Origin of the sequence: Aeromonas sp. FDAARGOS 1403, from assembly GCF_019047325.1 — a bacterium.
In the GTDB taxonomy this organism is placed as follows: Bacteria; Pseudomonadota; Gammaproteobacteria; order Enterobacterales; family Aeromonadaceae; genus Aeromonas; species Aeromonas dhakensis.
Genome location: NZ_CP077249.1, coordinates 606,919 through 632,589 on the forward strand (window position 1 = coordinate 606,919; position 25,671 = coordinate 632,589).

Here is a 25,671-nt window from a genome sequence, read left to right on the forward strand (position 1 = left end):
CAGGCCGCAAAAATGTGATTGCATTTTTCTCCAGACAACCAATACCATCAAGACAACATCCTGCTAGTTATTTGCCTATTTCTACAAAACAGTCAGAACAGACTTCAAGAGCACCCCATGCAGACACGCTACACCGACCTCGCCGCCAAGCTGGCTCGCCACGTCACCGCCCCCGGCATCACTCCCTCGCCGGTGGATCAGGTGAGCCTCATCTACACCACCGAATACCACGGCCGCACCCCTGTGCTCTACCAGCCGCGGATGATAGTGATCCTGCAAGGGCACAAGGTGGGCTATCTGGCGGACCAGGTGTTTCGCTACGACCCCAACCACTACCTGCTGATGACCCTGCCGCTGCCCTGCGAGTGCGAGTGCTTCGCCTCCCCCGAGCAGCCCCTCATCGGCTTCTCCCTCGAGATCAACTTGGTGACCCTGCAGGAGCTGTTGCTGGAGCTGGGGGATGCCCTGCCCGCCCCCGCTCCGCAAAAGAGCGGTGTGCACTCGGTGCCCCTGTCGAAGGCCATGTTCTGCGCCGCCGAGCGACTGATCGATCTGATGGACAAACCCCATCACGCCCGGGTGCTGGGGCCGCAGACGGTACGGGAGATGCTGTTCTACGCCCTGCACGAGGGGGGTGGCCCGGCGCTGCAAGCGCTCGCCAACCGCCACAACCATGTGGGCCAGATTGCCCGGGTGCTGCGTATGATAGAGCAGCGTTTCGCCGACAACCTGACCATGGAGGAGCTGGCACGGGAGGTGAACATGAGCGTCTCCGCCTTCCACCACCACTTCAAGGCGGTCACCGCCACCTCGCCGTTGCAGTACATCAAGTCGTTTCGCCTCCACAAGGCGCGGATGATGATGCTGCACGACGGCATCAAGGCGGGCACCGCGGCGGCCAGGGTCGGCTACGAGAGCAACTCCCAGTTCAGCCGGGAGTACAAGCGCTTCTTCGGCAGCACGCCGACGGATCAGGCCTCCCGCTTTCGGGAAGGCCAGCTGCGCATCATAGAGGGATAACCAGAGAGGAACTGTTCATGCGTACACTGCTTTGCCTGCTCACCGCCTGCCTGCTGACGGCCTGTACCGGCCTCGCCGACGGCATCCGCCCCGTTACCGGCTTCCAGCTCGACCGCTACCTCGGTACCTGGTACGAGATAGCCCGCCTCGACCATAGCTTTGAGCGCGGACTGGAGCAGGTGAGCGCCACCTACAGCCTGCGCGACGACGGCGGGGTCAGGGTGCTCAATCGCGGCAAGCAGAGTGACGGCAGCTGGCGCGAGGCAGAGGGCAAGGCCTACTTTGTCGACAAGCCGGACGAGGCACGGCTCAAGGTGAGCTTCTTCGGCCCCTTCTACGGCGGCTACAACGTCATCGAGCTGGATCCCGATTATCAGCTCTCGCTGGTGACCAGCTACAACCACGACTACCTCTGGATCCTCGCCCGTTCCCCCAATCCGCCCAAGGCCAACGTGGATGCGCTGATCGCCAAGGCCAAGGGGCTGGGCTTTGCCACCGATCAGCTGATCTGGGTCAAGCAGACCCCTGAGCCTGTCGTGAAATAACAAAGGGCAGCCCGCGGGCTGCCCTTTTTCATGGACGTTCGAGCGATGATCAGAGCCGGAAGCGGCCGATCTCCTGCTCCAGCCGCTCGGTCAGCCCCTTCAGCTCGGCCGCCTGCACCGCCTCCTGATTGGCCTGCTCGGCCAGCTCCTGGGAGACGTGGCGGATGTTCTCGGTGTTGCGGCTGATCTCGCTGGTGACCGAGGTCTGCTCTTCGGCCGCCGCCGCAATCTGGGTCGCCATGTCGCTGATGGAACCGATCGCCTCGTTGATCCGCGCCAGGCTCTGGTTGGCGGACTCCGCATCCTCCACGCTGGTGCCCGCCAGCTGGCGACTGGTCTCCATGCCGCCCACCGCCCGGCGGGTGGTCTGCTGCAGGGTCTCGATCATCTGCTGGATCTCGTCGGTGGAGTCGTGGGTGCGGCGCGACAGCACTCGCACCTCGTCCGCCACCACCGCAAAGCCGCGCCCCTGCTCGCCGGCCCGGGCCGCCTCGATGGCGGCGTTGAGGGCCAGCAGGTTGGTCTGCTCAGCGATGCCGCTGATGGTGGCCAGAATGCCGCTGATCTTCTGGGCATGGGCATCCAGCTCGTTGATGATCTGGCTGGCGTCGGCCACTTCGTCCGCGAGCCCCGTGATGCTGCGCTGGCTCTGGCCGACCTGCGACTGGCCCGATACCGCCAGCTTGACCGCATCGCCCGAGGTGGTGGCGGCAAACTCGGCGTTGCCGGCGATCTCCTGGGTGGCGGAGGCCATCTCGGTCACCGCGGTCGCCACCATCACGATCTCGTCCTGCTGCTGGCGCACCCGCTGGCTGCGGGACTGGGCGCCGGCCGCCTGGGCGCGAGACTGGGCCGCCAGCTCGACGGTAACGTCACGCAGTCGGCTGACGATGCCGTGCAGCCGCGCCACGAACTGGTTGAAGCTCTCCGCCAGCTGACCCACCTCGTCCTTGCTGCGGGTGTTGATGTGGACCGTGAGGTCCCCCTCGCCGTGGGCGATGTCGTGCAGCGCGCCGGCCACCCGGCCCAGATCGGCAAACAGATACTTGAACATGGCGGTGAGCAGGGCGCTGAACACCAGCATCAGCACCAGGGTCAGCCCCACCAGCTGCCACAGCAGGGTGGCGAGCGGTGCCTCCAGCACGTCGCGATACATCACCATGGCCAGCAGCCAGTCGGTGCCCGCCACCGGTTGCACCGCCAGCAACACGTCGCGCCCGTCGAGGGTGGCGGCGTGCAGCTCGTTGTTCTCGCGACCCCACTGCTGGAAGGTGGCCGCCGACAGGTCGGGAGAGAGCTCGCCAATCTGCTTGAGCGCCAGCTCCTTGTTGGGGTGGCCGACGATGAGCCCGCTGCTGTCGAGCAGCATGGCGTACCCATCCCCCTGCACCTGCATCGCCAGTACCTCGTCGATCAGCTTGTCGAGCGCCAGGTTGGCCCCCACGGCGCCGACCAGCTCTCCCTGATACAGCACCGGCTCGGAGAGGGTGACCACCAGCTTCTGCATGGTGACGCTGACATAGGGGGCGGTGACGATAAGCTGTCCCGCCTTCACCGCGTCCTGATACCAGGGGCGCTCGCGCGGGTCATAGTTGCCGGTATTGAGGGAGGGGTCCTGGCGGGTCATCACCCCCTGGGTAGAACCAAAGTAGGTAAGCCCGAAGCCACCCGAGGTGTAGGCCTGCTTCAGGTGGGGCACCAGCTCGGCCTGCGGGTTGTCGGCGATCAGGTTCACCAGCGCGTGCACCGTGTTCTTGCGATCCGCCATCCAGTCGCCGATAGCGACCGAGTAGGCGTGGCCATAGTTGACCGCCTCGCTCTGGATGGCGCTCATGGTGCGGGATTTGAGGGTGTGAAAGGCAACGATGCCGAGCAGTGAGGCCATCAGCAGCACCACCCCCAGACTGGTGGCCAGCAGCTTGCCGCGCAACGAAAGTGTCATGACTACGGATCCTTGTTGTTGTGACGGGCCAGGGAGAGACCCTTGTTTAATCAAGGCTATCGGCCACATGCTGAACAGACTTTAGTGAATCCTGTCGATTTATCATGACTCGGCAACAGGTTGTGCCACAGCTCACGAAAAACCACCCACTCTTCGTCCGATATCCGTCTCGACAAATGGCTATGCAGGGGAGCAATCCGTGCTAGGTTGGACTCCTTCAAACCCTGATGGATAAGCCTGCCATGCCCCGAAATATCGAGATAAAAGCCAGCATAGAGCGGATAGATGACCTACTCCCCAAGGCACTCGCCATCGCCGATCAGGGCCCCGTCGAGATCGAGCAGGATGACACCTTCTTTCGCTGTGACGCCAGTCGTCTGAAGCTGCGAACCTTGTCCCCCTCGGCCGGCGAGCTCATCTTCTACCGCCGCGCCGATCAACAAGGCCCCAAGGAGAGCTTCTATCAGCTGACCCCGACACATGAACCGGATCGCCTGCGGGAGACCCTCAGCCTGGCCTGGGGCCAGATCGGCAGGGTGCAGAAGAAGCGCACCCTGTTGCTGGTCGGCAGAACCCGGATCCACCTCGATCGGGTGCAGGGGCTCGGCCACTTCCTCGAACTGGAGGTGGTGCTGGAGGAGGACGAGCCGCTTGAGGCGGGGATGCAGGAAGCCAACGACCTCATGGCGCAGCTTGGAGTTGAGCCCTCCCGGCTGATAGAAGGCGCCTATCTGGATCTGCTTCTCCGGCAGCAGGCCTGAATGCAACAAGGCCGCCCGCAGGCGGCCTCCCATACTCTGCCCGGCAGAGCTACTTGACCCGGGCGATGGCGGTATTGAGCCGCATATTGGTCGCATCCAGCCCTGGGGTCTGGCCATGGAAGTCGAACTCCAGCCTGACGCCGGGGCGAAACAGCAGACAGTGGGTGGAGCCGCCGAAGTGGAACATGCCGAGCTGATCCCCCTTCTTCACCCTGTCCCCCGCCTGCACCGTGATCTCGCAGCTCGACACCTCGGCCATCCCCACCGGTACCACGCACATCAGACCGATTTTGGGGTTGTCCGCCTCGATGAAGATGAGTGCCCGGGTCGCCACCGAGGTGAGGAACGGCTGGGAGTTGTTGGGGGCGCAGGGATCCGCCCCCTGCGGGTCGGCAAAGCCTTCGAACTGGTTCTCCAGATAGTAGGTGCCGTTGACGACGCGCACCTTGCGGATGGTGCCGCTCACCGGGCTGTGCCAGCGGTGGTAGCTGAGCGCGCTGAGGAAGGCCTGGTAGACGGTGCCGCCCTCGAAACGGGGGGCCAGATCGTCAAAATCGAGCATGTTCTCCAGCGAATAGGGCTGCCCCTTGAGCCAGAACTGATCGCTGCGGCTCACCTCCTTGCGCACCTGCAGCGGCGCCGACTCGCAGGCGTTGACGATGACATTGTCATCCGTTGGCGCCGAGACCGGCCGCACCCCGGCCCGAAAACGCCGGGTGAAGAAGTCGTCCCAGCAGCCGAAGCCGTGGTAATCGGCCGCCGGCTCGCACTCGAAGATCTGCTCGAAACTGCCCGGCGTGGGGTTGGGCCCCTCCCCGACCGCTTCGTTCGCCACCTGCACCATCTCGGCCTTGGCCGCCTTGCCGAGCCAGGGCACCACCAGGGTCTCGCGATCCAGCCGGCTTACCGGCTCGGTCAGCACATAGCGGGAAGCCGGGCTTTGCAGGAACTGGGCCCAGTAGTCGAGGATCTTCTTGAACTGCTGGTTGACCAGGGCATTGGCAAAAAACTGGTAGCCGGAGCGGGTGGCCATGGGCCAGTCGAGCAGGGCATTGATGGGAAAGCCGATGAGGCCGGACGGTTCCTGGCTGGGGATGTCCTGATAGGCCTCGGGGGCCGTGGTCATGATGCCGTTGAGCAGACCGAGGAACTCCTCGAACGAGCGCACCTCAGGCTGACCGAGCGGGGTCTGGTGCTTGTGGCGCCAGGCCTCCTTGAACATGGCCTCGGCCTGGGCATGCAGCGCCGGGTCGGCCTTGACCAGATCCCGCAGCTCGGCGATGGGGGGGACCAGCGCCCTCGGCTGCTGGTTCACGTAGTGCTTGATCCGCCGGATCCAGCGCTCGACATGGGCCCCATCCTGGGGGATCCAGCCGCCGGGTCGGGACTTGTTCAATCGGGTTTCCACTGCCTTGTTCATGGTTCGCTCTCCTCAGCTGATGTGCACGCCCACAATCCACGGCTTGAGCATTGAGTGCCGGCCTGCCAGCGGCATGCCAGGGCACCGACCCTGTTATGTAGCACAGGGGGCCCTGCAGCACGATTGCCAGAAACGACAGGGCAGAGTGGCGCAATAGCGACTAGCGGTTGGGATAGGCGGATATGGGGAGAGCAACCAGGCCAGGAGAGCAGGCGGCACAAGGGATGTGCAAAAGGAGAGTGGCAGGCCCGGAAAAGCGAAAAGCCAGCTCAATGAGCTGGCTTTTCTGAAAATGGCAGGGGCGGCAGGACTCGAACCCGCAACCATCGGTTTTGGAGACCGCTGTTCTACCAATTGGAACTACGCCCCTGCAACAAACGAGGCGTAGTATACAAAGCGGGTTTCAAAGGTAAAGGCTTTTTTCTCACTTTCGGTGCGATTGCGCAAAGGACGAGCAGATCCCGCCAATTTATGCAGCTCCAATGGGTAACCTGCTGTATTTACAGCCTTGTTTGGGTAGGAAACTGACCGCAATGGGGGTAGGGTTAAAGTTGGGGCCAGGCAAGAAGGGGGCTGCACATGCTCAATTACCGGTTACTGCAACAACTTGCACCGCTCAACTTCAGGGATGAAAGCAAAACCGAGACACTGCCCGACTATCTGGCACGGGTCGCCCCGCTGGTGCCCTTCATTCCCGAAAATGTGCTCATCCAGTGGATTTATCGCCATTGGCGCGGTTTTGAGTCCAACTGGAGCTTTATCGATCTCGCCCGCCATCAGTTCGAGTGCGAGAGCTGGCCCACCGCCCGGATCATCGACCAGATAGACTCCCGCCATATGGAGGTGATCGAACGTTGGGGCGAGATGCTGCGCAGCAACCGCTACGTGCGCAGCTCCTGGCTCGGGGAGAGGATGTTGCGTGAAGGGAGTTGGCCAGAACCCATCATAGTGCTGGCATCGACGGCCGGGGACAGCTACCCGAACGGACAACCCCTGCCCCACCCCTACTGCCTGCTGGAAGGGCACCACAGGCTCGGCTATCTGCGTGCCATGGTGCATGATGACGAGCCACTGCAGCCCCAGCATCAGGTGTGGGTTTGCCGACCTGTTCGCAGCACTTAAACGTTTTTCCGTGCAAATCTTGCCTTTGAAATAAATTTTTGACAATTCAAAATGCGACTCTATAATCTGTCCGGTTTGAAAAAAGGTCAGGACAGGACGATGCAGTTTTTGATGAAAAAAACAGCCTTGCAGACGGGTGAAGCGCACCAGAGCGGCCCCGTTGTTTCCGGTTCCCGACCCATAGATCCCCAATTGTTTTCAAAAAAAGCCCCTGTTTCAGGGGCTTTTTTTTGTGCCCGAAAAACCTTCATTGATGTCAAAGGGAATGCAGACGATGACCAATCCACTCTATAAGAAACATGTCATCTCCATCACGGACCTGACCCGGTCTGAAATGGAACTGGTAGTCTCAACCGCACAACGGTTGAAGGCCGAGCCCGACACCCGCTTGCTGAAAGACAAGCTGGTCGCCAGCTGCTTCTTCGAAGCCTCTACCCGCACCCGCCTCTCCTTCGAGACCGCGGTGCAGCGCCTGGGTGGCAACATCATCGGCTTCGCCGACGGTGGCAACACCAGTGCCAAGAAGGGTGAAACCCTGGCCGACTCCATCAAGATCATCGGCTCCTACACCGATGCGGTGGTGATGCGTCATCCGAAAGAGGGGGCAGCCCGCCTCGCCTCCGAATTCTCCCGCGTGCCGGTCATCAACGGCGGTGACGGCTCCAACCAGCATCCGACCCAGACCCTGCTCGACCTCTTCTCCATCCGCGAGACGCAAGGGCGCCTGGACGGCCTCAACGTCGCCTTCGTCGGCGACCTCAAATACGGCCGCACCGTGCACTCCCTGGCCCAGGCCCTCAGCCTGTTCAACTGCCGCTTCTTCTTCATCTCGCCGGAAGCGCTGGCGATGCCGGACTACATCTGCGAAGAGCTGGAAGAGAAGGGCATCCAGTTCAGCGTGCATGAAACCATGGAAGAGGTGATGCCGGAGCTCGACATCCTCTACATGACCCGGGTCCAGAAAGAGCGCTTCGACGAGACCGAGTACAAGCACATGGCCGCCAAGTTCGTGCTGGAACAGGCCACCCTGGAAGGGGCCAAGCCCACCATGAAGATCCTGCATCCCCTGCCCCGCGTCGACGAGATCGACGTCGCGGTCGACAAGACGCCCCACGCCTACTACTTCCAGCAGGCTGAGAACGGGGTCTATGCGCGCCAGGCACTGCTGGCTCTGGTACTGAACGAAACTGTCTAACGGAAAGGGGAACATCATGTCTGACAAGAACCAACTGCAAGTCGAAGCCATCCGTCACGGCTCCGTCATCGACCACGTCCCCGCCGGCCAGGGCATCAAGATCCTCAAGCTGTTCCAGCTGGTAGAGACCCAGGAGCGGATCACCGTCGGCTTCAACCTCAAATCCGGCGCCCTCGGCAAAAAGGATCTCATCAAGATCGAGAACACCCGCCTGACCGAGCAGCAAGCCAACCAGCTGGCGCTGTTCGCCCCCAAGGCGACCGTCAACATCATCGAAGACTTCGCCGTGGTGAAGAAGCACCAGCTCAAGCTGCCGGAGTTCATCGCCGGGGTGTTCCACTGCCCCAACTCCAACTGCATCTCCCACAACGAGCCGGTGGAGAGCTACTTCCGGGTGCGCGAGGTGAAAGGCGCGGTACGGATGAAGTGCAAATACTGCGAGAAGTCCTTCACCCAGGACATCGTCAGCGAACGCTACTGAGAACCAGACTCAAAAAGATATCCATGTGGGCCCCAAGGGGCCCATTTTTGACCCCTGTCACATCACCAAATAACCAGTTGGTTATAATTTGCCATCCAAAGAGAGCTATTCCCGCTCATTTCCTGCCAGTGCATTGATTGCCAGTATTTTTTGCTGATATTCAGCAAATGCGGCAGATATCGAGCATTTACCGTCGGTCATCATCAAAGGAATTCGCCGTGGTCAAGACCCTCAGCCGTCCCGTTGCCCAAGAGCCCGATCTGGCCCAGCTGGATGCCTGTCGCCAGATCATCGGCCAGCACTGCTACAGCACTCAGGAAGAGATCCGCCGCGAGCTGTCGGAGCGCGGCTTTGCCGATATCAGCCAGTCCACCATCTCCCGCCTGTTGCGCCGCCTCGGCGTCGCCAAGGCGCAGAATGCCAACGGCAAGAAGGTCTACACCCTGGTTGACGAACAGCTGGAACCCGCCGGCAGTACCCGCTCCATTCACGACATGGTGCGCGCCGTGGTGCACAACCAGCAGATGGTGTTGATCCATACCACGCCGGGGGCCGCCACCGTGGTGGCCCGCCTGCTGGATCGCAACGCCAATCCCGAGATCATGGGGGCCGTCGCCGGCAACGACGTAGTGCTGGTCGCCCCGCGCCACATCAGCCGCACCCGTCAGGCCCACGCCGCCGTGGTGCGCACCCTGGAACAGGCGCGCTAGCCCTCCCCCAATGCAGCAAGGCGACCCAGGGTCGCCTTTTTGTTGTCTGCCAATCGGCTTTTTATCCCATCCGTGCGCTGTCTGGGCCCGCCTCGTGGTCGGCCATAAAAAACGGGAGCCAGCGGCTCCCGTTTTTACGGCTATGTCTGTCGGTGTTTATGCCAGCACGGCGCCCAGGCTCAGGCAGACCACGATCAGCACGGTCAGCAGGCCGAGCAGCGGAGCTACCCATTTCAGCCAACGTACATAGGGTACCTTGGCGATGGCCAGGCCACCCATGACCACGGCGGAGGTCGGGGTCACCAGGTTCACCAGACCGGAGGCTGACTGGTAAGCGGTGACCACCAGCTCGCGACCCACGTTGGCGAAGTCAGCCAGCGGCGCCATGATCGGCATGGTCAGCACGGCCAGGCCGGAGGAGGACGGCACCAGGAAGGAGAGCACCACTTCCAGCACGAACATTACGTTGATGAACACTACTGTGGAGAGGCCGGTCACTATCCCTTCTGCGCTGTGCAGTATGGTGTGGGTGATCATGCCGTTGTCCATCACCACTACGATACCGCGGGCGATACCGATGATCAGGGCCACGCCGAGCAGGTCGCGGGCACCGTCGATGAAGTTGGAGGTCAGCTCCTCCTCGCTCATGCGGGAGATGACGCCGACTATGATGGCGGCGGCCAGGAACACACCGGAGATCTGCGCCATCCACCAGCCCAGCACGGCCACCCCGTAGATCATCACGGCGAAGGCGGCGACGAAGATGCCCAGCACTATCTTGCGAGTAAGAGTGAACTCCAGCATCTGGTCGCTTTTGTTGCCGAGGAAGTGGGCACGGTTCTCTTCCCACTTGTCAGCCACCAGGGACTTGCTGGGGTCGCTGCGAACCATTTTGGCGTAGCGCATCACATAGGCCACGCACAGCAGCCAGCCGGCCACCAGCATGGCGACGCGCAGCCAGATGCCGTCGGTAAAGGAGATGCCGGCGGCGTTGGCGGCGATCACGGTGGCAAACGGGTTGATGGTGGAACCCAGAGTACCGATACCGGCCCCCAGCAGCACAGTTGCAGCAGCCACCACCGGGTCGAAGCGGGCGGCCATCATCACAGGCACCAGCAGGGTGTAGAACGGCAGGGACTCTTCCGCCATGCCGTAGATGGTGCCCCCTGCGGCGAACAGCGCCATCAGGATCGGGATCATCCACTCTTCACGGCCGCGCAGGCGGTCGGTTACCCGTTCGATACCGGCATCGATGGCACCGGTCTTGGTCACTATGCCAAGAAAACCACCGATGATCAGGATGAAGAGGGAGACGTCGATGGCGCCTGCCTCGTAGGTGTCATGGTTGTAGAGACCATCGATCGGCGCCAGCAGCACGTCGACGATCCCCTGGGGATTGCCCTCTACCAGCTTGTAGGTACCGGCCACCGGCACTTCCTTGCCGAGGGCTTCGTTCATGGTCATTTCGTATTTGCCGGCCGGCACTATCCAGCTCAGGGCGGCCACCAGGGCGATCAGCACGAACAGTATCGTGTAGGCTGACGGGAACTTGAATTTGGTCATGGTCCAGCTTCCTTCTGTGGGTGTGGTATCCATGCAGGCTGCGGGTCGTAGGGTTGGAGGTATTATGCCGCTGTCACATGGTCGAAAAGCCGGGGGTCACCCCCCGGCACCACTACTGCGACCTTAGTCGCCCAGCGTAGCAACCATCACTGCCTTGATGGTGTGCATCCGGTTTTCGGCCTCGTCGAACACGATGCTGTGCTCGGATTCGAACACGTCCTCGGTCACTTCCAGGCCTTTCATGCCGTATTTGTCAGCCACTTCCTTGCCCATGGTGGTTTCGTCGTTGTGGAACGCCGGCAGGCAGTGCATGAACTTCACATCCGGGTTCTTGGTGGCGTTGATGACGTCCATGTTGACCTGATACGGGGTCATCAGTTTGACGCGCTGATCCCAGGCTTCTTTCGCTTCACCCATGGAAACCCAGACGTCGGTATAGAGGAAGTCGGTACCCAGCACACCCTCTTTGACATCTTCGGTCAGGGTGATGCGTGCGCCTGTCTCTTCGGCGATCAGGCGGCACTTGGCAACCAGCTCTTCTTCCGGCCAGAAGGCTTTCGGCGCAACCAAGCGGATGTCCATGCCCATCTTGGCGGCACCGACCATCAGGGAGTTACCCATGTTGTTGCGGGCGTCACCCAGGTAGGCGAACTTGATTTGATCCAGGCGTTTGCCCTTGCCGTGCTCCAGCATGGTCATGAAGTCGGCCAGGATCTGGGTCGGGTGGAATTCGTTGGTCAGACCGTTCCAGACCGGGACACCGGCGTGGGCACCCAGCTCTTCGACGATTTCCTGACCGTAGCCACGGTATTCGATGCCGTCATACATACGGCCCAGCACCCGGGCGGTGTCTTTCATGGACTCCTTGTGGCCGATCTGGGAACCGCTCGGGCCGAGGTAGGAGACCTGGGCGCCCTGGTCGAAGGCCGCCACTTCAAACGCACAACGGGTACGGGTGGAGGTCTTCTCGAAGATCAGGGCGATGTTCTTGCCGGTCAGGTGTTTGCGCTCATAGCCACCGTATTTGGCTTTCTTCAGGTCGATGGCCAGATCGATCATGTATTGGATTTCGCGCGGGGTGAAGTCCAGCAGTTTCAGGAAGTTACGGTTACGCAGATTAAAAGCCATGATGAGTTCTCTCTATATTTGTTTCAGACCAATTCAGGCAGTAGTGTTGACTACGCATTCTCAGTACATATGTCGGTAATTACGCATTCACGGTACGGGTGGCGACGATATTGGTGCCGGCTTCGCCCTTGAGGATGGCCAGGCCATCGTCCAGTGCACCTATGCCGACCATGCCGCCGGTTGCCTTGACGAATTCACAGGAGGCTTCGACCTTGGGCCCCATGGAGCCGGCATCGAACTTGACCCCGGCCAGCTCGTCCGGGCTGGTGATCCGCAGCGGACGCTGGGTCGGTTTGCCCCAATCCAGGTAGACGGCATCGGCATCGGTCAGGATCAACAGGGCGTCGGCCTTGATCTGCTTGGCCAGGTAGGCGGCAGACATGTCCTTGTCGATGACGGCTTCGATACCGGTCAGGCTCTGGCCATCCCAGGTCACCGGAATGCCACCACCACCGGTGCAGATGATGAGGTGACCCTGGGCGATCAGGGTTTCGATGGCGTCGCCTTCGACGATGCGCTGGGGCAGCGGAGACGGCACCACGCGGCGGAAAAATTTGCCATCGGCCTTCACCACCCACTGCTTCTCTGCAGCCAGGGCGCGGGCTTCAGCCTCTTCGTAGACGGGGCCGATGAATTTGGTCGGATTGACAAACGCCGGATCCTTGGGATCGACCTGCACCTGGGTCAGCAGCGCGGTGACGTTGCGACTCGGCATCAGGTTCTTCAACTCCTGGATCAGCATGTAGCCGATCATGCCCTGAGACTCGGCACCCAGCACATCCAGCGGATAGGGGGATACCTTGGTGTAGGCGCTGTTCTGCAGAGCCAGCAGACCGACTTGCGGGCCGTTGCCATGCACCAACACCACGTTGTACTCCTGAGCGATCAGGGCGATGGTCTTGGCGGCGGTGGCGATGTTCTTGCGCTGGATATCTGCTTCGAGCGGCTCGCCACGACGGAGCAGGGCATTGCCACCCAGGGCGACGACGACAGTTGGTTTTTTCATGAGTGTTACTCTCGAGTTTGGTGCTGTGTGGCGCCAGCCTCTGCCGGCGCCACGCCGTCTTGTTAGATGCCGTCGCGTTCCATCGGGCAGCTCATGCAGCGGGCGCCGCCGCGGCCACGTCCCAGCTCTTCACCCGGGATGGGCAGCACAGTGATGCCGGCCTTGTCGTACTTCTCGTTGGTGTAGGTATTGCGCTCGTAACCCACCACCACGCCGGGGCGCACGGTCAGCACGTTGTTGGCATCGTTCCACTGCTCGCGCTCGGCCTCGAAGGTGTCGCCACCTGTGGTGATGAGCTTGAGCTGATCGACACCCAGTGCCTTCTCGATGGCGGTGACGAAGTAACCCTCTTCCTTGATGTTCATGCCGGTGGCACCGCCCGGAGTCAGGCTCCAGCAGTTCACATCCTTGCGGATGACTTCCGGATAGACGGAGAAGGTGTCTATGTCCATGTGGGTCATGACGGTATCCAGGTGCATGCAGCTGCGGTGTTTCGGCAGTTGCATGGCGATGACCTGTTTGGCCTGGCCGTGCTTGAACAGGCCGCGAGCCAGGTGCTCGACCCCTTGCGGTGTGGTGCGCTCGGACATGCCGATGAGCACGGCGCCACGACCGATGACCAGTACGTCGCCCCCTTCGATGGTGGAGTTGTCGTAGTCGCGATCCTCGTCACCGAAGTATTTGATGAAGTCCTGACCGGCAAACTGCGGGTGCCAGCGATAGATGGCCTTCACGTGGTTGGTTTCGCGACGGCGGGCCGGTTTGGCCATCGGGTTGATGGAGACGCCACCATAGACCCAGCAGGAGGTGTCACGGGTAAAGAGGTGGTTGGGCAGCGGCTCGATGATGAAGTCGGTCGGTGCGTGCATGCCCACTACCATGTTGACGCCGCTGTAGGGCATCTCGGAGTAGGTCAGGCCACCGGAGAGAATGCGGGCCAGCTCGCGGTGTGGCATGTCAGCCAGGAAGCAGCGTACGTCGTTGGCAAAAGAAGTGCCGAGGCGATAGTCGGAGACCTGATGTTGCAGCAGCCAGGTTTTGGCTTCCGGCACGTCCAGGGTTTCCGCCAGCAGATTGGTCAGCAGGAAAACTTCGACATTCTGATCGCGCAGTACCTGAGCGAATTTGTCGTGCTCCTGACCGGCACGTTCAACGGACAGGACGTCATCGAACAACAGATCCTGGCAGTTGGAAGGAGTCAGACGCTTCAGACTGAGGTTGGGGCGGTGCAACATGACACGGCGCAATTGGCCAACTTCAGAACCTACATAAAATTTGCTCATGATTATATTCCGTCTAGCAGTGGTCCCTGCGAGTGATTGAATAGATTCCTTCTATTCATGCTCGTGGCTAAGGCGGGATATTCTTTATGTAGGGTAATCGGCTTGTGTTCTATCCTGCCCTTGCCTTTCGAGACCGAGGTTAGACCTGCCAATCACGATAAACTTAGACATTGATCACATTCACCCAGAACTGAATAAATTCACGGTTTATTCTTTGATAGGGGTAACAGAACTGACAATCTCCCATTCACCCATCCCGATTAAATACGCACTTTCTTCGGCACATATTTCATATTCCACCTTGTTTCATTCACGAAAAATATCTACAAAGGGATAAGCGCAAAAACAAAAAACCTTTAATTTCATGAAGATAAAAACACAATCAACACAGAATGAATTTTATATGCAGATATTTGAATTTTCCGCGCTCTTTACGAGGCGCTCGCAGCAAATAAAAAGTCACCGCCAGGCTTCGCGCTGAATAATCTGTTTGTTGTTCCAGATCATGGCATCGCGTCTATTCCGCTTGCCGGGCCAGACTACAGGCAGCGTTGCCTCTTCACCTCTTATATGGATATGCACGAATTGCGCATCTTGGCCGGCCAATTTTCAACTGGCCGGCGCCGGGGCTTTTTCAAACTTTTTTCATTAGTTGAATTTATTTCAGCAGCTTGCACCGCAAGCCGGCTCGACTTAACTCAGAAAGTGATCAGGATCACACCTGTTATGTCACCAAGGAGATAGCCATGAAGATGAAGTCACTGCTGCTGCTTTCCACTCTGCTGCTGCCCATGACCCCGGCACTGGTCCATGCGGAGGGTGCCCCTGCCATGCCATTGGTGGTGTGCCATGTCGATCAGGCCCCCCAGATGCTGGTACCCGCCTACGTGTGTCAGTGGCATGGCGGCAGCCAGCACTACTGAGCGAAACCCCGGGAGGAGGTCTTCTCCTCCTGGCTTGTCATGGCCCAACCCCCTCCTATACTCAATGCAGCTGTTTTTCATAGGGATAGGAGACGGTCATGATCCTGCTGGTCGGTGGTGAGAAAGGAGGGAGCGGCAAGAGTTGTCTGGCCCAGAATCTGGCGGTTTACCTCAGAACCCAGTTTCACGGCGAAGTACTGTTGGTGGACTGCGATCCGCAGCGCACCACCTCGGACTGGATCCAGGAGCGCAACGACAATCCGGATCTGCCCCAGATAAACTGCGTCCAGCTCTACGGCAACATCCGCAACGATCTGCTCAGCCTGAAGAACCGCTATGACTACCTGATCGTCGACTGTGGCGGCCAGGACAACCGGGCACTGCGTTCAACCATGGCCGTCGCCACCCATGCCCTGATCCCGCTGCGTCCCAAGCGCCGCGATCTCAAGACTCTGCCGCACATGGAAGACCTCATCACCACCTGCAAGATGGTCAACCCGACCTTGCGGGCTGCCGTGGTACTGACCCAATGCCCCGCCCTACCCAACCAGGCGAAGCGGATACTGGAAGCCAAGGAGGTCTGCTCTTCCTTCGGTGTCGACGTGCTCAATTCCATCACCTATGGCCGCAACGTCTACGACGACAGCGAGGAGAAGGGATTGTCGGTGATGGAGATAGAGCCGGATGGCAAGTCTGCCGAAGAGATCCGCGCCATCGCCAAGGAGTTTCTGGAGCTGGGGGTATGAGATGGGACTTGCCGACCTGAAGAAGAAACACAATCTGCATCACCAGAAGAAGTTCACCATAGACGAGTTCATCGAGGACGCGGATTTCTATGCCAAGGGCAAGCCCAAGGTCGTCAGCCTGGAGCTGACCCTGCATCGAGACGAGGCTCTGACCGCACTTGCCTTCATCGAGAGCGGTGAACATCTCAAACCCAGCTTCAAGAAAGCCACCTTCTCGCTCAGCACCACGGCCATCGATGAGCTTGGCAACCTGACCCAGCAAGACGGCATGAACAAATCTCTGCTGCTGCGGTTGTTTACCCACTACTTCTCCTCCCTGAGCCCGGAAGAACGCCAGACCATCTATGAGCGGCTGCAGGCACACAACTGACGCTATCTCCCTCCAGCCATGCTTCGTTGCCAGCAGGTCCTTATCTGCTCGCCTCCCCTTTCTGAATCCCAGTTGAACAAGGTGTAAGACATTCGCCATAGACGATGTAGGTAAAGCGCCAGAAAAGATCCCGCGATAGTCGGAAGATAAGATCGTAAAACATGAACAAAAAACACCTATACCAATGAAATTAAAGGATAAATATTGAAACAAGTTTCCTTCGTAACGAGATGCTTAAAAACGTTTTTCACTCTACCGTTGTCCCGCCCCATGAAATCCTTATAGTTACTCCTGCACGGACGCAATGAAGTCGGTCAGGAAGACTGGCTGCCAGGGTTGGGCAAATGGACTCACCACAGGATGTGGTAAAGGACACCTCCCAGGACGGAGAAAGTGCGACGGGAACGGATGACTCGTCAGGCCATGATGGCTAAAGGACACCCCAAAGGATTGGGAAGGGGAAACCTAAAGGAAGAGGTATAGTCAGGGATTGCAGGGAGCAACTTCGTTCAAGGATATGAGCGATAAGACTATCGGGGGCGACGCAAGTCGCCCCCATCTTTTTTGGCCATTTTTACCCCGGCCTACCTTTCTATCTGCTCATTCCAACCGGAAGTGCCCCACAATCTCCCGCAGCCTGTCATAGGTCTGCTGCATCGAGCCGGCACTGGCCACCGTCGCCTCGCCGTTGTGGGTCAGCTGGCGGATCACCTCGGCAATGGCGCTCATGTTGCGATTGATCTCCTCGGCTACCGCGCTCTGCTGCTCCGCAGCTGTGGCGATATGGCTGATGAGATCGTTGATCTCCACCACCTCGCCCGCCATCAGATCCAGTGACTCGTTGACTCGAGTGGTGTTCTCGGCGGCACCCTGACAACTCTGCTTGGTATTGCTCATGGCATTCACCACGGTCCGGGTCCCCTGCTGCAGGCTGGCCAGCATGGTCTGGATCTCTGCCGTACTCTGCTGAGTACGGGCGGCGAGTGAACGCACCTCATCGGCCACCACCGCAAAACCGCGCCCCTGCTCGCCGGCGCGGGCTGCCTCGATGGCGGCGTTGAGGGCCAGCAGGTTGGTCTGCTCGGCTATGCTGCCGATGACCCCGAGCACCGAGCCAATCTGCTGCACATCCTGCTGCATCGCCTCGATGGAGCGGGCGGTGGCTTCCACCTCATCCACCAGCGCCATCACGCTGGCCATGGCCTGATCGACCACCTGACGGGACTGGCTCGCCAGTTGCTGGCTCTGGCCGGTGAGTTGGGCCGTGCTGGCGGCGCTCTCCGAGACAGAGACCGCGGTGCGACTCATCTCGTTGATGGCGGTCACCACCTGCTCGGTCTCCCGCACATGATCCGCCAGCAGGGACTGGGCAGCACCGGTCTGGCTGGCCAATCCGGCAATGCCGCTATTGAGCTGGCCGCTGGCCTGGCGTACCTCGTTCATCATCTCCTGCAGCCGCTCGATGAAGCGGTTGATGCCGGCCGAGATCTGGCCCAGATCATCGCTACTGGTTACCGCCAGCCGACGGGTAAGGTCACCGCTGCCACGAGAGAGCTCCAGCACCAGGTCCCGCAGCGAGAGAATCGGACGATAGGCCACATTGAGCGCCAGCACGGCGAGCACCATCACCACCACGGCCACCCCGAGCAGCGCCATGATGATCTGGCCGTTGAGTGCCTGGGTCATGGTGCGGATGTAATCGAGATCTATGTAGCCGGTCAGGATCCAGCTGCTGCCGCGAATATCCAGCGAATTGGGGCGCGCTTCGCTCTCTCCCTGCGGCTTGCTGCTGTAGAGCTCATTGCCCTGGCCATCGGCCAACGAGAAGTAGCGCCCCTCGCCACTGACGCTGGCCAGCAGGTTCTTGAACTCGCTCATGTCGAGGTAATAAAGGTAGGCAGAGTCGGCACCACGCGGCACCAGAATCGAGATGACGGGCTTGCCATCCACCTGCTGCAGCGGACTGACGGTGATCTGGTTGTTGGCGGCTGGGATAAGTTTGCGCAGGGCATCGACCTTACTGCTGTCGTTGATGACGCCGCTCACGTCGAACGCCATGTCGCCGATCACCTTGACGATGTTGTGAAAGCCAGTCTCTTCCAGCGTCTTCTTGACGTTGGTCACCCCGAAGTTGAGGTTGGCTGCCAGCAGGATTTTCTGATTGATGTCGCCGGCCAGCTTCTCTTTGACCAGGGAGATCTGTTCGTTGATGTTCTTGGTCGCCTGAGTGCGGATGTAGGCGCTGATGAAGTGATTGACGCTGAACCAGGCGGTACCGATGGTGACCAGGATGGCCAGCAGCAACAGGACGTAAATCTTGACCTTGAATGGCATGGGATCCCTCCAGAAGAGAGGGCCGGCACTGCCAGCCCTCCCTGCCAATCGTTATTTCTTCTTGGCGTACTTCATGGAGTCCAGTGCCACCGCCAGAATGATGATGCCGCCCTTGATGATGAACTGCCAGTAAGGGCTGACGCCGATATAGGTCAAACCATAGTTGATCAGGGTGAAGATGAGCACGCCGGTGATCACCCCTGCGACCGTACCCACACCACCCGCAAACGACACCCCCCCCACCACGCAGGCGGCGATGGCATCGAGCTCGTACATGAAGCCCAAGTTGTTGGTGGCGCTGCCGATCCGGCCCGCTTCCAGCATGCCGCCAAAGGCGTAGAAGACCCCCGCCAGCGCATAGATCATCACCAGGTTGACCGCCACGTTGACGCCGGAGACCTTGGCCGCTTCCGGGTTGCCGCCGATGGCGAAGATGTTCTTGCCAAAGCGGGTCTTGTTCCACAGTACCCAGACGAACACGCTGGCGATGGCGGCGTAGAAGGTCAGATAGGATAGCTTGAAGCCACCCAGCTTGATGAACCCCTGCGCGAAGCTAGAGAAACGGGGGTCAAAACCGGCCACCGGCGAAGCCCCTACCGAGTCAAAGTAGAGGGAGTTGATGCCGTAGACGATGATCATGGTGCCCAGGGTGGTAATGAACGGGGTTACGTTCAGATAGGCCACGATGAGGCCGTTGACCAGGCCAATCAGGGCCCCCACCGCGCACACCAGCAGGATCACCACCGGGATGGGTACCTCGCCCAGACTGGGGAACACCTTGTTGACGTTGGTCAGCGCCTGCAGCATGGTCGCCGCGATGAGCGCCGCCAGACCGACCTGACGACCGGCCGACAGATCCGTCCCTTGGGTGATGATGATGCCAGCCACCCCGAGCGCGATAATGACCCGCACCGAAGACTGGGTTAGGATGTTGCTGAAGTTGGTGAGACTCAGGAAAGAGGGTTCCTTGATCACGATGATCATGAGCAGCACCAGCAGCACCACGTAGATGCCGTTCTCCTTGAGCGCCCGCATCAGATTGAAATTTTTAGCCGACTCCATAAATGTCTTCCTGTCTCTAGAGGTACAGAGATGCCAGGCGCAGTATCTCGCTCTGGTCAGTTTCTTTGGTATTGACGATCCCGGCGACCCGGCCATTGCTCATCACCATGATGCGATCCGTGATGCCGAGCAGTTCGGGCATTTCCGACGAGATGATGATGATGCCCTTGTCCTTCTTCGCCAGCTCCAGGATGAGCTGATAGATCTCGAACTTGGCCCCCACGTCGATGCCGCGGGTCGGTTCGTCCAGCATCAGGATCTCCGGCTGGGTCAGCAGCCAGCGGCCGATGATCACCTTCTGCTGGTTGCCCCCCGAGAGGGAGCCGATCTGGGTCTGCTGGGTCGGCGTCTTGACCCGCATGGAGTCGATGACCCACTGGGTGTCGCTCTTCATCTTGTTGTCGCTGAGCAGTCCCATGGAGCCCTTGTAGTTGTCCATGTTGGCGATCAGGGAGTTGAAGGCGATGTCGAGGCGCGAATAGATACCGGTGGAGCGGCGCTCCTCGGTCACCAGTGCAAAGCCGTTGCGGATCGCTTCGTGGGCGTTGTGGTTGGCCACCTCTTTGCCGTGCAGCTTGATGGAACCCTCGCTGCGGTCGCGAATGCCGAACAGGGTCTCGACGATGTCGGTCCGCTTGGCCCCCACCAACCCGGCCACCCCGAGGATCTCCCCCTTGTGCAGGTTGAAGGTGATGTCCTGGATGGAGGGCTGGTTTTTCGCCGTCAGGTGCTCGACCTCGAGGATCACCTCTTTCGGCTGGTTGGTCTTCTCCGGGAAACGCTGGGTGAGCTCGCGACCGACCATCATGCCGATGATCTGATCCATGGTCATGCCCTTGAGCGGCTGGGTCGCCACCCATTGGCCATCCCGCAATATGGTGATCTCGTCACAGAGCTGGAAGATCTCTTCCATCTTGTGGGAGATGTAGACGATGCCGCAGCCCTTCTCCTTGAGCTTGTTGATGATCTTGAAGAGGTGGCTCACTTCTTTCTCGGTCAGCGAGGAGGTGGGTTCGTCCATGATGACGATCTTGGCATCGTAGGAGAACGCCTTGGCGATCTCGATCATCTGCATCTGGGAGACGGAGAGGGTACCGACCTTGACCCGCGGGTCTATGTCGATGTCCAGCTCGTCGAAGATATGCTTGGTGTCCTGATACATCTTGCCGTGGTCGATGAACAGCCCCTTGGTCGGATAGCGACCGAGCCACATGTTGTCCATCACGGAGCGCTGCAATACCAGGTTCAGTTCCTGATGCACCATGGAGACACCGTTCTCCAGCGCCTCCTTGGAGGAGGTGAAGTTGATCTCCTGCCCCTTGAAGAAGATCTTGCCCTCATCCTTCTCGTAAATGCCGAACAAGCACTTGAGCAGCGTCGATTTCCCTGCCCCGTTCTCGCCCATCAACGCATGCACAGAATGAGGACGGACCCGTAAATTGACATTATCGAGTGCCTTGACGCCAGGAAAGCTCTTACTGACGCCAATCATCTCCAACAGCCATTCTGATTGTTGCTGTGTTGTCATATCAGCCATCACATCTGGTTGAAAAAAGGGCAAGGGATCTCCCTTGCCCTGGAGGAGGGAATTATTCGAATTTGGACAGGTTGTCTGCGTCTACGCCAACGTAGGGAACACGCACGACCTTGTTGACGATGTTCCAGCTGGTGCCTTCACCGGCCGGTTTGCCTTCAGCCAGGTTCTTGGTCAGCTCGTAGGTCGCCTTGGCCTGGTTGGCGGCATCGTTCAGCACGGTACCGGCCATGGCACCGCTTTTGACCAGCGCCAGCGCTTCAGGCAGAGCATCGACACCGAACACCGGGATGGCGGTCTTGCCCTGGGCCTTCAGCGACTCCACGGCCCCCATCGCCATGCCGTCGTTGTTGGCGATGACCACTTCGATCTTGTTGGCGTTCGGGCCGGAGATCCAGGCGTCCATCTTGTCCTTGGCCATGGCGGTATCCCACATACCGGTATCCATGTGCAGCTGCTCGGTCTTGATGCCGCCATCGTTCAGGGTCTTGATGACGTAGGTGGTACGGGCTTCGGCATCCGGGTGACCCGGCTCGCCCTTCAGCAGCACGAACTGGATGACGCCATCCTTGTTGAGATCCCAGGCCGGGTTGGCTTTCCAGTGCTTGGCGATCAGCTGACCCTGGATGATGCCAGACTCCTTGGAATCGGTACCCACGTAGTAGGCCTTGTCGTAGCTGGCCAGATCGGCGGCATTGGGCTCCTTGTTGTAGAACACCACGGGCACGTCCTCGCCACGGGCTTTCTCGATCACGACCGGGGCCGCCGCCGGGTCAACCAGGTTGATGGCCAGCGCCTTCACCCCCTTGGCCAGCAGCACGTCGACCTGGTCGTTCTGCTTGGACTGGTCATTCTGGGAGTCGTTCATCAGCAGCTCCACCCCCGGGTTGGCCGCCGCTTCCTTCTCGATTGCCTTGCGCACTACCGCCATGAAGTTGTCGTCGTATTTGTAGACGGTCACCCCGATGCGGGTTTCGGCATGGGCGGTGGCTCCTGCCATCAGGCTCATCAGTACGGCGGCAATGGTCGTGATCTTTTTCATTGTTATGCTCCGATCTCTCTATCTGTTTTTGTAGGGAATGCTGTACACCAAGTGAACTGGCGCCAGCCTAATGTAATCAGTTTGTTGTATGTCGTTCTGTGATCATGACAACAAAATGAAAACGTTTACACTCTGTTACATAGCAACAAATTAATTAAAAATCATATGGTTATATTTAATTGGCGACACTGAAGCTCTGAACGGGACCCTTTCTTGTTAAGCAATCGCTCAGGTTCAGCGTAGAACACAGTTCCAATAGTAGCTGCCTGGTTGCAGCCAATATTCCGGTCGTACGCTCTGGCTCCAGGAGTCATCCCCTCCAATCCCCATATGAAAACCATCCAGACAGAGATGGAGCCCGCCTGCGGCCACCAGATCGGTCTGGTGACGAGCCTGGGCCAGCTGCTGCTGGCTGAAACGGCTCAGGCTGAAATGAAACAGTCCCTCGACCTCGATGGAGCCGAATCGCAGCTGACGGGTGTCACAGCGCAGCCCGTTGTCGGTCGGGAACACATACGCGGTGTGCAGCGCATCGAGAGACGACTGCCAACAACCGAGGTCGGCAGCCAGCAGGCGATCCGGATAGTTCTCGTGCGGACCACGCCCCAGCCAGCTCACCTCCTCCCCTGCCGCCAGCACCTCGTCGGCCAGCCAGAGCAGGGCGCCGATGCGCGGCAGGGAGGGCATCTCGGCTGCCACCTCCACCTCGATGGCGAGGTGCATGGCCCCATCCTGATCGAAGGAGTGGCGCCAGCAAGTCAGCAGCTTGAGCGCCTCGCCGACGAAGTAGCCGTGGCGTACCGTCACAACCCCTTGGTCAGGGCTCACTACCAGCTCGAGGCAGCGATGCTGCAACTCATTGAGCCCGGCCGCCTGCCAGCGGGCGATCCAGGCGTTGGGATCGGCGTGGTCCGCCTCGCTGGTGCCGATGTCGTTGTCGAGCGGTGCCCGATAGAAGTGATCGGCGATGGCCTCTTTCAGCTGCTCGCGGCCCAGCTTGCACCAACTGCGGATACGGCCGCTGACCTTGTCCAGCCGCCACTCGCTGTTGGCCGCCCAGATCTGCCAGCTATCCGCCAGCTCGATGAAGGTGGCCGGTGTACGGGCGGCAGGCAGCGCCAATGGCGCGGGCAACATGCATTGCTGGCGCGCCACCTCGTGACCGGCCGCTGACCAGGCCGTGGCAGCGGGCGGCACGATGGCGAGATCCAGCCAGGCGAGCGCCCCCGGCGCAAAGGCCGGCAACCGCTCCAGCAGGGTCAGCGTCACACTCCCCTGCGGCGCCAGGGTGAGTGGGCATTCACCCTGGCTCACCACCACGCCGTCTTCGCACAGCCGCCACTGCAGAGTCTCGTTGTCCGCCTCGCGAAACAGGTATTCGCTGCGGATCTCGACCGTCAGCGGCTGACGGTGTTGCAAGGTCAGCACGAACGGCTGCTGGGCACGTTTTGCCTCAAACAGGGCGGGATGGGGGGTACGGTCGGGGAACAGCAGACCGTTGCAGCAGAACTGGCGATCATTCGGGGTATCGCCGAAATCACCGCCATAGGCCCAGAAGTGGCGACCGTCATCGGTCAGCTTGTCCAATCCCTGATCGACCCAATCCCAGACGAAGCCACCCTGCAACCGAGGATGATCGCGAAATGCCTGCCAGTAGTGGGCATAGCCCCCCAGGCTGTTGCCCATGGCGTGAGCGTATTCACACAGGATCAGCGGGCGGCTCTCCCCCGGCAGGCCGATCCACTTGGCCAGCGCCCACTTGGGCACCGCCGGGAAGGGCTGCTCCTGATGGGTGCGGGCATACATGGGGCAGATGATGTCGGTGGCCGGCGTATCGGCACCACCCCCTTCGTATTGCACCGGGCGGCTCGGATCCGCCCCCTTGACCCAGCCATACATGGCATCGTGGGCCGGGCCGTAACCCGACTCGTTGCCAAGGGACCAGATGATGATGCTGGGGTGGTTGAAGTCGCGGGCCACCATGCGGGTCACCCGCTCCAGGAAGGCGTTGCTCCAGGCGGGGTCCCGTGCCAGCCGCCCCATCGGAGTCATGCCGTGGGTCTCCAGGTTCGCCTCGTCCACCACGTAGAGGCCGAGCCGGTCGCACAGCCGATAAAGCTCGGGGTGATTGGGGTAGTGAGAGCAGCGCACCGCGTTGAAGTTGTGCCGCTTCATCAACAGCAGGTCCTGCTCGATGGCCGCAGGGGTCACCACGTGCCCCGTTGCGGGGTGGTGCTCGTGGCGGTTGGCGCCACGGATCAGCAGCGGCTGGCCGTTGACCCGCAGCAGGCCGCCACGGATCTCCACCGCCCGAAAGCCCACGTCACAGGCTTCGCTCTCGATGGGCTCCCCCCGCTCGTCCAGCAGGGTCAGGGTGAGGCGATAAAGGTGGGGGGTCTCGGCGCTCCACTTGCGTGGGGCCGCCACCTCGAGCCAGCACTCGGCGCAATCGTCATACGCCCCTTTCTCGTCAATGGTTTGCGTGCCGATAGGCTGGCACAGGGTCGCCACCCGATCACCGCCGTCATAAAGGTTGAGCTCCACCGACAGGCCGGTCCCATTGGCTACCTGCACTGCGATCTTGAGGCGGCCATCCCGGTAGCAGGCGTCGAGCTCGGGCGTTACCCGTATATCCATCAGATGACGAGCCGGTTTGTGCAGCAGGCTGACGGAGCGGAAGATGCCGCTCATGCGCCACATGTCCTGATCTTCCAGATAGGAGCCGTCGGACCAGCGCAGCACCAGCACTGCCAGCCGGTTGTCGCCGGCCTGCAGGAAGAGGGTCAGATCGAACTCGGCGGGCAGCCGGCTGTCCTGGGAGTAACCGACCCAGCGACCGTTGCAGAAGAGGTGAAAAGCGCTGTCCACCCCGTCGAAGATGATCCGGGTCTGACCGCTGGCAAGCCAGTCGGCTGGCACGCTGAACTCGCGGGAATAGCAGCCGGTGGGATTCTCGGCCGGCACCCGCGGTGGATCGCACGGGAAGGGATACTTGATGTTGGTGTAGATGGGTACATCCGTCGCAGGCCGCAACCCTGGGTAGGCCGCAGCCAGCTGCCAGTTGCCCGGCACCTGGATGGGACAGGCATCCGGCAGATCCTGCGCCAGCCACTGCTCCGGCACCCGCTCGGGCGCCGCGAAGAAGGAGAAGCGCCATTCCCCATCCAGCAGGGTGCGCGAAGGCGAGGCGAGATCATCCCGCGCCTCGGCTTCGTTGCGCCAGCTGAACAAGGGGGTATGGGCGGGCAGCCGATTCACCGCGGTAATCGCCTGGGTCTGCCAGTCCTGACGGGCCACTATCTCCCTGAGCATTCGTCTCTCTCCCTGCATGAACGCCGAAAACGTATGCAGTGTAGGGGAGATTTGCCCGGTGATCGGCGATCCCGCTCACACAGATGTAAACGATTACACTGAATTTGTTAAGTAAAACAGGGTAAAAATGCGATAAATGCAGGTAAAAGACCAAGGCTCCGGATCGAGCGCC

The 25,671-nt window shown here is 60.3% G+C and carries 22 protein-coding genes and 1 tRNA gene; 11 read left to right on the forward strand and 12 right to left on the reverse strand.

Annotated elements, in window-relative coordinates; all coding sequences use genetic code 11:
• The first annotated feature begins 117 nt into the window (after positions 1 to 117).
• Entirely contained in the window at positions 118 to 1,020 is a 903-nt protein-coding gene (locus I6L33_RS02995) for an AraC family transcriptional regulator (protein ID WP_216973517.1), read from the forward strand.
• Positions 1,021 to 1,037: 17 nt separating this feature from the next.
• A complete protein-coding gene (locus tag I6L33_RS03000) occupies positions 1,038 to 1,565 on the forward strand; it encodes a lipocalin family protein (protein ID WP_216973518.1) in 528 nt (175 codons plus the stop codon).
• Positions 1,566 to 1,614: 49 nt separating this feature from the next.
• Here I6L33_RS03000 and I6L33_RS03005 read toward each other — a convergent pair whose 3' ends face one another.
• A complete protein-coding gene (locus I6L33_RS03005) occupies positions 1,615 to 3,507 on the reverse strand; it encodes a methyl-accepting chemotaxis protein (protein ID WP_216973519.1) in 1,893 nt (630 codons plus the stop codon).
• A gap of 242 nt (positions 3,508 to 3,749) precedes the next feature.
• Here I6L33_RS03005 and I6L33_RS03010 point away from each other — a divergent pair, with 242 nt between their 5' ends.
• Positions 3,750 to 4,268, forward strand: coding sequence for a class IV adenylate cyclase (locus tag I6L33_RS03010; RefSeq protein ID WP_019839389.1), 519 nt, complete (start codon positions 3,750 to 3,752; stop codon positions 4,266 to 4,268).
• A 49-nt stretch (positions 4,269 to 4,317) separates the two neighbouring features.
• Here the strand turns inward: I6L33_RS03010 and I6L33_RS03015 are convergent, their stop codons facing one another.
• Together I6L33_RS03015 and I6L33_RS03020 are read right to left on the reverse strand one after the other, a co-directional pair.
• A complete protein-coding gene (locus tag I6L33_RS03015; protein ID WP_216973520.1) occupies positions 4,318 to 5,688 on the reverse strand; it encodes a phosphatidylserine decarboxylase family protein in 1,371 nt (456 codons plus the stop codon).
• Between the two features lie 293 nt (positions 5,689 to 5,981).
• Positions 5,982 to 6,058, reverse strand: a tRNA-Trp gene (locus I6L33_RS03020).
• A 209-nt stretch (positions 6,059 to 6,267) separates the two neighbouring features.
• On the opposite strand from I6L33_RS03020, the gene I6L33_RS03025 reads away from it, so the two are divergent.
• The 5 genes from I6L33_RS03025 to I6L33_RS03045 all read left to right on the forward strand — a co-directional run bounded on the left by I6L33_RS03025 (position 6,268) and on the right by I6L33_RS03045 (position 9,196).
• The gene (locus I6L33_RS03025; protein ID WP_005306461.1) at positions 6,268 to 6,810 is read left to right on the forward strand and encodes a hypothetical protein; all 543 of its coding nucleotides are present in this window, start codon (positions 6,268 to 6,270) and stop codon (positions 6,808 to 6,810) included.
• A 99-nt stretch (positions 6,811 to 6,909) separates the two neighbouring features.
• Complete coding sequence (locus I6L33_RS03030; RefSeq protein WP_216973521.1) at positions 6,910 to 7,104, forward strand: hypothetical protein; 195 nt, start codon at positions 6,910 to 6,912, stop codon at positions 7,102 to 7,104.
• On the forward strand, positions 7,085 to 8,005 hold the full coding sequence (gene pyrB, locus I6L33_RS03035) for an aspartate carbamoyltransferase (protein WP_216973522.1): 921 nt from the start codon (positions 7,085 to 7,087) through the stop codon (positions 8,003 to 8,005). The genes I6L33_RS03030 and pyrB overlap by 20 nt, the downstream gene beginning before the upstream one ends.
• Before the next feature lie 16 nt (positions 8,006 to 8,021).
• Positions 8,022 to 8,486 (forward strand): aspartate carbamoyltransferase regulatory subunit, encoded by a 465-nt coding sequence (pyrI, locus tag I6L33_RS03040; RefSeq protein WP_005306465.1) that lies wholly within the window; start codon positions 8,022 to 8,024, stop codon positions 8,484 to 8,486.
• 218 nt (positions 8,487 to 8,704) lie between these two features.
• Positions 8,705 to 9,196 carry an arginine repressor gene (locus tag I6L33_RS03045; RefSeq protein ID WP_005306467.1) on the forward strand — a complete coding sequence of 164 codons (492 nt, stop codon included), beginning with the start codon at positions 8,705 to 8,707 and terminating at the stop codon, positions 9,194 to 9,196.
• Positions 9,197 to 9,352: 156 nt separating this feature from the next.
• Here I6L33_RS03045 and I6L33_RS03050 read toward each other — a convergent pair whose 3' ends face one another.
• The 4 genes from I6L33_RS03050 to arcA all read right to left on the reverse strand — a co-directional run bounded on the left by I6L33_RS03050 (position 9,353) and on the right by arcA (position 14,176).
• Positions 9,353 to 10,759, reverse strand: a complete 1,407-nt coding sequence (locus I6L33_RS03050) for a YfcC family protein (RefSeq protein WP_005306469.1) — start codon at positions 10,757 to 10,759, stop codon at positions 9,353 to 9,355.
• Between the two features lie 123 nt (positions 10,760 to 10,882).
• Positions 10,883 to 11,887 (reverse strand): ornithine carbamoyltransferase, encoded by a 1,005-nt coding sequence (argF, locus tag I6L33_RS03055; protein ID WP_005306471.1) that lies wholly within the window; start codon positions 11,885 to 11,887, stop codon positions 10,883 to 10,885.
• Between the two features lie 79 nt (positions 11,888 to 11,966).
• A complete protein-coding gene (gene arcC / locus I6L33_RS03060; protein WP_042005682.1) occupies positions 11,967 to 12,893 on the reverse strand; it encodes a carbamate kinase in 927 nt (308 codons plus the stop codon).
• 62 nt (positions 12,894 to 12,955) lie between these two features.
• Positions 12,956 to 14,176: an arginine deiminase gene (gene arcA / locus I6L33_RS03065; RefSeq protein ID WP_017764826.1), complete on the reverse strand. Its 1,221-nt coding sequence runs from the start codon at positions 14,174 to 14,176 to the stop codon at positions 12,956 to 12,958.
• A 746-nt stretch (positions 14,177 to 14,922) separates the two neighbouring features.
• Here arcA and I6L33_RS03070 point away from each other — a divergent pair.
• From I6L33_RS03070 to I6L33_RS03080, 3 genes are all read left to right on the forward strand, one after another.
• Positions 14,923 to 15,099 (forward strand): hypothetical protein, encoded by a 177-nt coding sequence (locus tag I6L33_RS03070; protein ID WP_010635804.1) that lies wholly within the window; start codon positions 14,923 to 14,925, stop codon positions 15,097 to 15,099.
• Positions 15,100 to 15,197: 98 nt separating this feature from the next.
• Positions 15,198 to 15,845 carry an AAA family ATPase gene (locus tag I6L33_RS03075; protein ID WP_005306480.1) on the forward strand — a complete coding sequence of 216 codons (648 nt, stop codon included), beginning with the start codon at positions 15,198 to 15,200 and terminating at the stop codon, positions 15,843 to 15,845.
• 1 nt (position 15,846) lies between these two features.
• A complete protein-coding gene (locus tag I6L33_RS03080) occupies positions 15,847 to 16,215 on the forward strand; it encodes a hypothetical protein (protein WP_005306483.1) in 369 nt (122 codons plus the stop codon).
• A 600-nt stretch (positions 16,216 to 16,815) separates the two neighbouring features.
• Here I6L33_RS03080 and I6L33_RS03085 read toward each other — a convergent pair.
• From I6L33_RS03085 to I6L33_RS03105, 5 genes are all read right to left on the reverse strand, one after another.
• Positions 16,816 to 18,549 carry a methyl-accepting chemotaxis protein gene (locus tag I6L33_RS03085; RefSeq protein WP_216973523.1) on the reverse strand — a complete coding sequence of 578 codons (1,734 nt, stop codon included), beginning with the start codon at positions 18,547 to 18,549 and terminating at the stop codon, positions 16,816 to 16,818.
• Between the two features lie 51 nt (positions 18,550 to 18,600).
• Positions 18,601 to 19,611, reverse strand: coding sequence for a galactose/methyl galactoside ABC transporter permease MglC (gene mglC, locus I6L33_RS03090; protein ID WP_005306488.1), 1,011 nt, complete (start codon positions 19,609 to 19,611; stop codon positions 18,601 to 18,603).
• Positions 19,612 to 19,627: 16 nt separating this feature from the next.
• Positions 19,628 to 21,148 (reverse strand): galactose/methyl galactoside ABC transporter ATP-binding protein MglA, encoded by a 1,521-nt coding sequence (gene mglA, locus I6L33_RS03095; RefSeq protein ID WP_201892751.1) that lies wholly within the window; start codon positions 21,146 to 21,148, stop codon positions 19,628 to 19,630.
• A gap of 52 nt (positions 21,149 to 21,200) precedes the next feature.
• The gene (gene mglB, locus I6L33_RS03100) at positions 21,201 to 22,187 is read right to left on the reverse strand and encodes a galactose/glucose ABC transporter substrate-binding protein MglB (protein WP_216973524.1); all 987 of its coding nucleotides are present in this window, start codon (positions 22,185 to 22,187) and stop codon (positions 21,201 to 21,203) included.
• 234 nt (positions 22,188 to 22,421) lie between these two features.
• Positions 22,422 to 25,499, reverse strand: a complete 3,078-nt coding sequence (locus I6L33_RS03105) for a beta-galactosidase (RefSeq protein ID WP_216973525.1) — start codon at positions 25,497 to 25,499, stop codon at positions 22,422 to 22,424.
• Positions 25,500 to 25,671: the final 172 nt, after the last annotated feature.

What these genes read in the sequence shown, in the direction of transcription:
- I6L33_RS02995 (WP_216973517.1), top strand. Translation starts at nt 118, where the DNA reads ATGCAGACACGCTACACCGACCTCGCCGCCAAGCTGGCTCGCCACGTC.
- I6L33_RS03050 (WP_005306469.1), bottom strand. Translation starts at nt 10,759, where the DNA reads ATGACCAAATTCAAGTTCCCGTCAGCCTACACGATACTGTTCGTGCTG.
- pyrI (WP_005306465.1), top strand. Translation starts at nt 8,022, where the DNA reads ATGTCTGACAAGAACCAACTGCAAGTCGAAGCCATCCGTCACGGCTCC.
- I6L33_RS03030 (WP_216973521.1), top strand. Translation starts at nt 6,910, where the DNA reads ATGCAGTTTTTGATGAAAAAAACAGCCTTGCAGACGGGTGAAGCGCAC.
- I6L33_RS03010 (WP_019839389.1), top strand. Translation starts at nt 3,750, where the DNA reads ATGCCCCGAAATATCGAGATAAAAGCCAGCATAGAGCGGATAGATGAC.
- I6L33_RS03005 (WP_216973519.1), bottom strand. Translation starts at nt 3,507, where the DNA reads ATGACACTTTCGTTGCGCGGCAAGCTGCTGGCCACCAGTCTGGGGGTG.
- I6L33_RS03025 (WP_005306461.1), top strand. Translation starts at nt 6,268, where the DNA reads ATGCTCAATTACCGGTTACTGCAACAACTTGCACCGCTCAACTTCAGG.
- arcA (WP_017764826.1), bottom strand. Translation starts at nt 14,176, where the DNA reads ATGAGCAAATTTTATGTAGGTTCTGAAGTTGGCCAATTGCGCCGTGTC.
- I6L33_RS03000 (WP_216973518.1), top strand. Translation starts at nt 1,038, where the DNA reads ATGCGTACACTGCTTTGCCTGCTCACCGCCTGCCTGCTGACGGCCTGT.
- mglC (WP_005306488.1), bottom strand. Translation starts at nt 19,611, where the DNA reads ATGGAGTCGGCTAAAAATTTCAATCTGATGCGGGCGCTCAAGGAGAAC.
- I6L33_RS03105 (WP_216973525.1), bottom strand. Translation starts at nt 25,499, where the DNA reads ATGCTCAGGGAGATAGTGGCCCGTCAGGACTGGCAGACCCAGGCGATT.
- argF (WP_005306471.1), bottom strand. Translation starts at nt 11,887, where the DNA reads ATGGCTTTTAATCTGCGTAACCGTAACTTCCTGAAACTGCTGGACTTC.
- pyrB (WP_216973522.1), top strand. Translation starts at nt 7,085, where the DNA reads ATGACCAATCCACTCTATAAGAAACATGTCATCTCCATCACGGACCTG.
- I6L33_RS03015 (WP_216973520.1), bottom strand. Translation starts at nt 5,688, where the DNA reads ATGAACAAGGCAGTGGAAACCCGATTGAACAAGTCCCGACCCGGCGGC.
- I6L33_RS03070 (WP_010635804.1), top strand. Translation starts at nt 14,923, where the DNA reads ATGAAGATGAAGTCACTGCTGCTGCTTTCCACTCTGCTGCTGCCCATG.
- mglB (WP_216973524.1), bottom strand. Translation starts at nt 22,187, where the DNA reads ATGAAAAAGATCACGACCATTGCCGCCGTACTGATGAGCCTGATGGCA.
- I6L33_RS03075 (WP_005306480.1), top strand. Translation starts at nt 15,198, where the DNA reads ATGATCCTGCTGGTCGGTGGTGAGAAAGGAGGGAGCGGCAAGAGTTGT.
- mglA (WP_201892751.1), bottom strand. Translation starts at nt 21,148, where the DNA reads ATGGCTGATATGACAACACAGCAACAATCAGAATGGCTGTTGGAGATG.
- I6L33_RS03080 (WP_005306483.1), top strand. Translation starts at nt 15,847, where the DNA reads ATGGGACTTGCCGACCTGAAGAAGAAACACAATCTGCATCACCAGAAG.
- I6L33_RS03085 (WP_216973523.1), bottom strand. Translation starts at nt 18,549, where the DNA reads ATGCCATTCAAGGTCAAGATTTACGTCCTGTTGCTGCTGGCCATCCTG.
- arcC (WP_042005682.1), bottom strand. Translation starts at nt 12,893, where the DNA reads ATGAAAAAACCAACTGTCGTCGTCGCCCTGGGTGGCAATGCCCTGCTC.